This window comes from Frankia sp. CgMI4 (genome assembly GCF_001756285.1).
GTDB classification, from domain to species: Bacteria; Actinomycetota; Actinomycetes; order Frankiales; family Frankiaceae; genus Frankia; species Frankia casuarinae.
Genome location: NZ_MAQZ01000057.1, coordinates 21338 through 29257, shown reverse-complemented (window position 1 = coordinate 29257; position 7920 = coordinate 21338). Strand labels below are relative to the sequence as shown.

Below are 7920 nucleotides of genomic sequence, written 5' to 3'. Positions count from 1 at the left end.
CGGCGGGTCCGGCGGGGAGCGGCTCGGGGTCCGCGAAGTCGTCGAAGTCGTCGAAGTCGTCCGCGCCGGCGGGGCCCGCGGTGCCGCCCGGGTACCCGCCACCACCCGAAGACGCCGCGCTCCCCGAATACCCGCCACCACCCGAAGACGCCGCGCCGGTCGATCCCGTCCGACCGCCCTGGAAGGCCCTGCCGTTCGAGCCCGCTCCGCGGTCCGGGGCCGCCCCCGGGTTCGACTTCGATTCGCCGTCGGGCTGGCTCCCCCACGCGCTCCGGTTCCACCAGCTCACGGTTGCGGCTCCTCATCCGACAGGACCTCGCGGGCGACCAGCGCGGTACGCACCGCGGCGATCTCCGCGCGTAGCACGGTGGCGGTGCCGAGCCGGAAACGCGGATCGGCGGGCAGGCAGTCGGTGATCAAGCGGATCAGCATGGGGTGCACGCGACGGGCCGCGAGCTCACCCCGCAGCTGCCGCAGCTTCTCGTCCCGCGCCTCGGCATCAGCCCGGGAACCGGCGGCGTCCGCGGCCGACCTGGCCTCGGTCGCCCCGCCGAGCCAGTCATCCGGGCGGTCACCGGTCAGCGCGAACAGCAGGGTGGCCGCCAGGCAGTGCAGGTCGTACTGCGGGCTGAGCGGCTCGGCTCCCGGCGGGGCGTAGCCCGGGGTCGCGGTGGTGGGCATGACCTTGGCCGACGGCTCGACGATCGCCRCCGTCGACAGGTCGACGAGCGAGTACCGGGGTGGGTCACCAGCGACGAGGATGTTCTCCGGCTTGACGTCGCCGTGGACCCAGTACCCCCTGATCCGTTCCTCGTGCTGGTAGAGCCGCTGCGGTCGGATCGTGTGCATCGCCTCCAGCGTGGCGCTGATCTGGTCGGCCAGCTCAACGACCTGGCGGGCGCTGAGCGGGCCGGACTCGGTGACCCGGGAGTCAAGCGTGGTGGGCACCATCTGCCCGATGTCACCGATGAACTGCATGACGATGAACGCCTCACGGTTGTACCGCTCGACCTCCCGCTCGTTGCCCCCGGTCACGAGCGCGTTATGGTCGTGCCGGGTCGGCGAGGGCCCGTAGACGACGTCCACCAGGGCCGGCACCCCGTGGGTGATCTCGCCGAGCGCCGCCTGCACGGCGACCGCGTCCTCGACGTCGATCGAGCGCTTCTCGTACTGGGTCCTGGCGTACTCGGGATTGATGTCGTGGTCGCGGCCGCCCCACCATGCGCCCTTGACGACGACCAGGGCGTTGCTCCACTCGTCCCGGGCGAGCTCGACGTAACCTTGGCCGCCCTCGGCGAGATGACGCACGCAGCGGTACCGGCCACGGCCCCAGGTGCGCGGCACCGACGCGAAGGACGCCCCGTARCGCAACCGTTCGACGATCTCCAAATCAGAGGCGACCGTACTCACCGGCCACCTCCGGGTACCCCACCRCCGCCAGGTCCGCCGTTCCCGAGCACCCCGCCGGCCGGCCAGGGTCCCGTCACATGCACTTCCAGACCCACGACGTCGCGGACCAGCCAGACCGGCTCCTCGCCGTCCCACCTCTCGGCGACGCCCGGCGTCAGCCGCCGGGCACCCACCCACGAGCCGTTCGTCGACAGGTCGGTGAGCGTCACCGTCCCGTCGCGCTCGTTGCCGACCATCAGATGGCGCCGCGAGACCCGGCCGGCGGCGTCGATCTGCAGCCGGTCGCAGACGTCGACGACGATCAGGTCGTCCGCCGTCCGCTGCACGGCGTTCGGTTGCCGTCCCAGCACAATGCGTTCACCGGGTCCCACGTTCGGGGTGTCGAACGACGAGCCGTCGCCGCGCCGGACGGTCAGCCGCCAGCCTGTTCCGCCCGGCCGCCCGGCCGCCCTGGTTGCCTCGGCCGCCCTGGTTGCCTCGGCCGCCCCAGCCGTCCCAGCCGCGTTGACCCGGCCGACCCGCACGAGCGACCCGGCCAGGTGGAGCGGGACGTCGAAACGCCACTCCCGGGGCAGGTCACGCACCAGCCGGTCGTCGCCCAGACTGGTGCCGTTGTGGGAGCGGTCGACCACCATCGCCGTGCCGGCAGCCGTGAGGGTGATCTCCACGTGCCGGGTGCTGATGTAGTCGTAACTGCTACCGAGCCCGGCCGTGACGTCGACGAGCTGCTCCGAGCCGAGGTTGTGGTCGGGATGGCGCCCAAGGACGACCGTGGTGCCCACCTCCAACGTCACGAGRCGATGGGTGCCGCCACCCTCGATCCTCAGCACGACCGGACCCGCCACCACCCTGGCATCCCACCCGGCGCCGGACGGCACGGGCAGGCCGACGATGGTCGGCGCCCCCACGGTGCCCGAGGGCGGGATGTAGGCGGGAGCATCGAAGATCGTGGCGTCGTCCGCGAGCGCGTCCCCGAGCGCGTCCGCCAGGGTCCTGCGACTTCCCTCCCCGGGTTCGCCATGGCCCGCCTGCCGGTCCGGGGCATCCAGGTCCAGGGGCTCGGTCGCTCCCCGGGGGGCCGGCGCGTCCCGCGGCGCGGGGGGCATGGGCGACGCCGAGGGCACAGGCGACGCCGCGCCCGAGGCGTCCCCGACCGCCTGCCCAGTATCCGTCTCGATCTCCTGGACCGGGCGTCGACACAGCGGACAGACCAGCCGGGCGCCCTGGCCGCGCCCCGCCACGCGCATCGGTGGCGACACGAGCGGCCCCAGCCGGGCGTTCACGCAGTCGGGGGTCACGCAGCGATAGGCGTTGGCGCGGGCAGCGGCGACGACCTCCGGTCGCCCCCGCAGGCCCGACGCCTTCACCTCGTCCTGCCGCGCGGCCCGCTCCCAGGTGACGGTGTCGATCCGGTTCATCGCCCGGCGGACCAGTTTCACGTTCTCGCCCGCCGGGGCGGCGGGTAGCACCTTCCATCCGAAGAAGGTCGAGGCGTCGCCCTGGATCCACGCGTGGGCGTCGATGTTGCGTTTGCCGTAGAAGTTGTCCTTGCTGACGACCTTCCCCCCGACGGCCCTCGCCTCCTCCAGCAGGATGTCGTCGGCCTCGGCCGCCCAGGCCAGAGCGCCGTCACGGTAGTACCGCTGCAGCGGAGCGAGGTCGTCAAGCAGGCCGCGCAGGCTGTTGTCGGCCACATAGCGAAAGGTCGCGTCGGCGCCGAAGGCACGGCGGGCGGCGGCCTCCACGGCGAACAGCCGCGCGGTCACGCCGCACCGGCGCGGGCAGCGTGCGCCGTGCGCGCAGCCGAGACCGATCTGCGCGAAGCTGCCCGGCGAACCGTCCCGGGTGATGTTACTGACGTCGAACAGCACCGTCGTCGAGGACATGGGACTCCTACCGATTGTCAGCTGTTGCCGAGGACGTCGTCGAGACGCCGACGGGACGCCGCCCCGCCGTGTTGCCGGCCGGACACGGGGTCCGCCTCGACGAGATCACGGGTCCGGGTCCTGGTGCGGGTCGCCCGGACCCGGGCTCCCGACACCGCGTCGGCCGGCGCGACACCCTGGCCGAGGGCCCGTAGCGTCGCGTTGTAGTGGTCGGCCAGATCGTCGAATCCGCGGTCCGCCGCCCACAGCGCCGCGTTCCGGAACAGCTCGGTGACGCTCTCCCGGGAATGGGCGAAGCTGGCCCGCTTCRCAATCTCCTCGTCGAACTCCGCGATGCTCTCCTCGTGTTCGAGGGAGGATTCCGCGTCCGGGAAGACATCCGCCTCGACGGTGGCCCGGAAGCGCTGCGCGGCGTGCGGGTCGGCCCGGCTGTCCACAGCCAGCCGCCGTCCACCGGCGACCACCCCGCCGCGGGCCTGAAGAATCGTGTGCGCGCCGAGCGGTGTGTCCGGAGCGCGCAACCGGAGCAGGAAGACCGGACGGTCCTCGCCGGTGCTCACGGCGGGTAGCGGCAGCCGCAGCTCGGTGCCGCGCGAGGTCGGTGGCGGCACCTTCATGAGGTGACGCTGCGGTTTGATCCGCCGCAGCGCCTCCACCGTCCAGCCGGGTCGGATCAGGACCCGCAGCTCACCGCGCCCCGCGGCCGCGCCGACCACCGGTTCGATCAGCGACGAGACGATCGCGTCGATCCGGTCGACGTCCTCGGCCGCCGCCCAGACGTGCTGCGTCTGGCCGCACACCCCGACCATCTCGGCGAGCACCTCGTCCCGGGCGTCGACGCCGATGCCCAGCGCGTCCGTCCCGATGCCCTGGTCGCCGAGCCCGGCGACGATGTGGGCGAGCTGCTCGGGCTGCCAGCGGCCGATGTTGGCCTCACCGTCGGTGATGAGCAGGACCCGGTAGACGTCCGCGTCCGGCGCCTGCGCGAGCAGCTCCCGCCCGGCGACGGCGAGCGCGTCGCCGATGTTGGTGTAGGAGTCCGCGTCGCTGTTCGTGGGGCCGTCAACGGCCGGCAGGCGGTCGGGCCGACGTCCGGCGCTGATCACTCGCGCCTCGCGGGCGAAGCGCACCAGCACGAGCGGGCAGCCGTCGGGCAGCAGGCCGTGCACGCGTTCCAGAACCCGCTGCGCGAGCTCCCACTTGCTGACCGCGTCCGGCGCCGCCGGATGCAGCATCGACAGGGATGCGTCGACCGCGACGGCGACCGCCACCTCCCGCCGGCCCCGCGGCGGATCGGCCACGCTGATCGTCAGCCGGAGCACCCCACCCGGCTTCGTGACACCCCGGTCCATCTGGCCCTCGACGCCGAGCCGGTCCCTGTCGTTCATCAGTTTCCTTTCTCCCCGTGAATGCGCGGCTCCCCGTGAATGCGCGGCTCCCCGTGAATGCGCGGCTCCCCGTGAATGCGCGTGCCGGTGCCGCGGGACTCGCCGACGCCGGTGAGCATCGCCCGCTGGCGCGGTCTGGTCCGGGTGGCGACCACCTTCTCCCGGGCGGAGCGGATCGCGATCACCGCGACGGTGGCGTTGTCGTGCCCACCGAGGTCCTCCGCCCGACGGCAGAGCAACGAGGCCAGTTCGGCGGGGGTGCGGGCGACCGAGGCGAGGTCCTCCAGCACGTCGCAGAACCTCCAGTCGGCCACGCCCGGAATGTCCTCGGCGGTGTCGACGCCCGCCTCGCACGCCCCGTCGGTGGCGAGGATCAGCAGGTCGCCGTCGGCGAGCTGCACCCTTCTGGTCGCCACCGCGGTCGCGCCGCGCTGCGCCGTCCGGACGCTCTCGGTCACGATGCCGCGCTCCTCGGGTGTGGGAGCCTGGCCGGCGACGATCGCCTCGGCGACCACGCTGTGCTCGCTGGACAGCCGGGTGGCCACGAAGCCGTCGCCGCAGCGGCGCAGCAGGTAGGCACGGCAGTCCCCGACGGTCGCGATGTCGGCGCGACCGCGGGAGATCGAGGCGAGCACCGCCACCGCGGCGGCCCGGCGGCTCAGCGGCGCGGGCGGCGGCGGCAGCGCGACGTCCAGCAGCAGCCGCTCCGGTTCGGTCTCGCCGTCCTTCCACCGCCGACGGAATGCCGCGAGCAGCGCCCGCGCCGCCCACCGTCCCGAACCGTCACCGGGACCGGTAATGCCGTCGAGCACCGCGCAGGCGGTGGTCGTGCCGTCCGACGGGTCCTCGACCTTCGCCCAGCCGACCGCGTCCTCGTTGTCGCCTTCCGGGTTGCCGCCCGCCTTGCGCCAGCCCGTCACGCTCTCGCACGCGACGACGGTCGTCAGCCGCTCGTTGCGCGCGGGGAAGACGAAGGGTGCGATCCTCGACGCCAGCGCACCGGCTCCGGTCGCCCGGCGACCATGCTCGGGATGTAGGCAGGCCCGCAGCGCGGCGTCGGCGCCGGGCGGCCACTCGCCGGCGGCAAGCCCGGCCATCGCCAGCATCGAGGCGTCCCGGTTGCTCCACTCGCCGGTCAGCGCCTTGAACAGCACCACGGCGAACAGGCGAAGGTCACGGGCGGGACCACGCTCCCCCGCCGGAGTGACGAACCAGGGGTCGACGGGGTCGTGCCTGCCCGCGTCCAGCAGATCGCAGACGGCCAGAGTGAGGCTCTGCCCGGTCCACCTGAAGCTCCACGGCGCGAGAAGCCCCACGCCCTGCTGATGGAACGGTTCGAGGCTGCGGCCGATCTCGACGAAGGCGCGCAGCAGTGCGGCCGCGGAGATCGCGGGAGCATCGGCGGAATGGCTGTCGAGCAGATCAACCAGCGGCAGTCCCGGAAGTTCCGGCCAGCTCAGCTCGACCCGCACCGGCATGATCAGTCCGGCGCTCGCCGTGGGCAGGGCGACGCGGGGTGGGGCATGGCGTAAGGAGACCGCGCCGGYCCCCGCGTCCGCGGCGGCGTCGAACTCGTCGAAGTCGACCTCGTCGAGACCGGCAGGGTCGTCAAGACCGGCAGGGTCGGGAACGGCGTCTTCAGGACGTGTGTCGTCGAGACCGGCAGGGTCGTCAAGACCGGCAGGGTCGTCAAGACCGGCAGGGTCGTCGAGACCGACGTCCTCGGGAACCGCGTCGTCAGGAACGGCGTCGTCAGGAACGGCGTCGTCAGGAACGGCGTCGTCAGGACGTGCGTCGTCGAACGGGAACGGCTGATCCGAGTCACCGGGCTCCACCGACTCGGCGGTCACGTCGAACGGACCCGGGTCCTCCGCCTCGTCCAGCGCGTCCAGCGCGTCTGGCACGTCTGGCACGTCCAACTCTTCGGCTTCGCCGAGCAGCTCGGCACCCTCAAGTGCATCCGGACCCGACGACCCGGCCAGACCACCGGATCCGCCCGGGTCGTCGGGTCCGGTGGGGTCTTCCAGCTCGTCGCTGTCGTCCTGCCCGGCCGCCGGCGCGTCCGGGCCTCCGAGCTCGTTCGCCTCCTGCGCTCCGGGTGAACCGGTCACCGCCCCGAAAGGATCGATCCCGGCGACGCCACCATCGCTGGCGCGCGGGCCGTCCAGGACACCGCCCGGGACATCGGAGGAGTCCCCGCCCACGACCCCTGTGATCACCGCCGGAACCGGGTCGCCTGGCGAAACCACAGGTCCGTCCGGGCCGGTCAACGGTGCTTCCCGATCACATCTGCCGGGGCGTGGGATGCGGACATCCCGACGCTACCGTCCGAATCATCCAGATGATCAGCGTCCATGGTCGTGGCAACGGCGACGTGCACGACGGTCCCCCCTTCCTCCCGCAAGATCGCGAAAGATCTGCAGTATGCCTGTCCGCGCGATATGACGGTATCGCTCGGCCTCGTCAGGTAAAGGACAGCCATAACCGACATCTATCGGTCTGGTCGTCATCGGCGGCATCTGCGACGGYCGGTGGCAACGGCCCACTACCTTCCGGAGGCACCGTGTCCKAGTTCAACTCCCGCCGCGCTCAGCGTCAGGTCCCGGCCAGGCGGAGCAACCCACTGCAGAAACTTGCCCGTGACCGGGCCCGGCAGGCCCGCCGACGCACTCGGCGCGATCAGCCGCTGCCGGATTACCTCGCCCGCTACGCGTCCGGACCGGACGGACATCCCCGATCGGCATCGACTACGATGGGCAAGCCGCGACCGAGCGGGAATTCCCTCAAGCACCTGCGGCCGGTTCCGTGGACGTCGCTGGGACCCGCGACGGTCCTCGATGCCCGCGTCGACTTCTCGGACTGTGCCGGCTACAAGCGGCGCCCGGTGGTCGCGGTGCGGGTGGAGAACGGCGTCATCCTGGCCTTCCCGATTACCACTCAGGTACGTCGGCTCAGCTGGGTTTGCGGACGCCTGCTCGCCTTCCCACGGGAGGCCGGTCTGCGCGAAGCCCAATCCGCGATCCTGTGGCGCCCGGTGGCAATCGAACGCTCCGATGTGATCCGGGTTCTCGGTCGTCTCATCGGCTCCGACCTCGAAGAGTTTCAGATTCACGCACGGGCGGTGCGCGGGGTCGACGGCAGCGACGCCTGACCCACGCCGGTATCCGGGCACGGACGAGATCGCCGGGGAAGCAACGACCGGAGGGGCCGGAACGACCCTGCGGAAGGATACCGTT

Annotated in this window: 5 protein-coding genes and 1 pseudogene; 1 reads left to right on the top strand and 5 read right to left on the bottom strand. The window is 72.3% G+C overall.

What is annotated here, in order from left to right:
- The 5 genes and pseudogenes from Manayef4_RS24055 to Manayef4_RS08215 all read right to left on the bottom strand — a co-directional run.
- Positions 1 to 289: pseudogene (locus Manayef4_RS24055) on the bottom strand (hypothetical protein); the annotation flags it as partial.
- Positions 286 to 1410, bottom strand: coding sequence for a hypothetical protein (locus tag Manayef4_RS08230; RefSeq protein ID WP_070131182.1), 1125 nt, complete (start codon positions 1408 to 1410; stop codon positions 286 to 288). The pseudogene Manayef4_RS24055 and the gene Manayef4_RS08230, both read right to left, overlap by 4 nt.
- Positions 1407 to 3296, bottom strand: coding sequence for an FHA domain-containing protein (locus tag Manayef4_RS08225; protein WP_011437790.1), 1890 nt, complete (start codon positions 3294 to 3296; stop codon positions 1407 to 1409). The genes Manayef4_RS08230 and Manayef4_RS08225 overlap by 4 nt, the downstream gene beginning before the upstream one ends.
- A gap of 17 nt (positions 3297 to 3313) precedes the next feature.
- Positions 3314 to 4684 carry a vWA domain-containing protein gene (locus tag Manayef4_RS08220; protein ID WP_070131181.1) on the bottom strand — a complete coding sequence of 457 codons (1371 nt, stop codon included), beginning with the start codon at positions 4682 to 4684 and terminating at the stop codon, positions 3314 to 3316.
- Entirely contained in the window at positions 4684 to 6903 is a 2220-nt protein-coding gene (locus Manayef4_RS08215; protein ID WP_139140043.1) for a SpoIIE family protein phosphatase, read from the bottom strand. The genes Manayef4_RS08220 and Manayef4_RS08215 overlap by 1 nt, the downstream gene beginning before the upstream one ends.
- 533 nt (positions 6904 to 7436) lie before the next feature.
- On the opposite strand from Manayef4_RS08215, the gene Manayef4_RS08205 reads away from it, so the two are divergent.
- The gene (locus Manayef4_RS08205; protein ID WP_035941775.1) at positions 7437 to 7835 is read left to right on the top strand and encodes a hypothetical protein; all 399 of its coding nucleotides are present in this window, start codon (positions 7437 to 7439) and stop codon (positions 7833 to 7835) included.
- Positions 7836 to 7920: the final 85 nt, after the last annotated feature.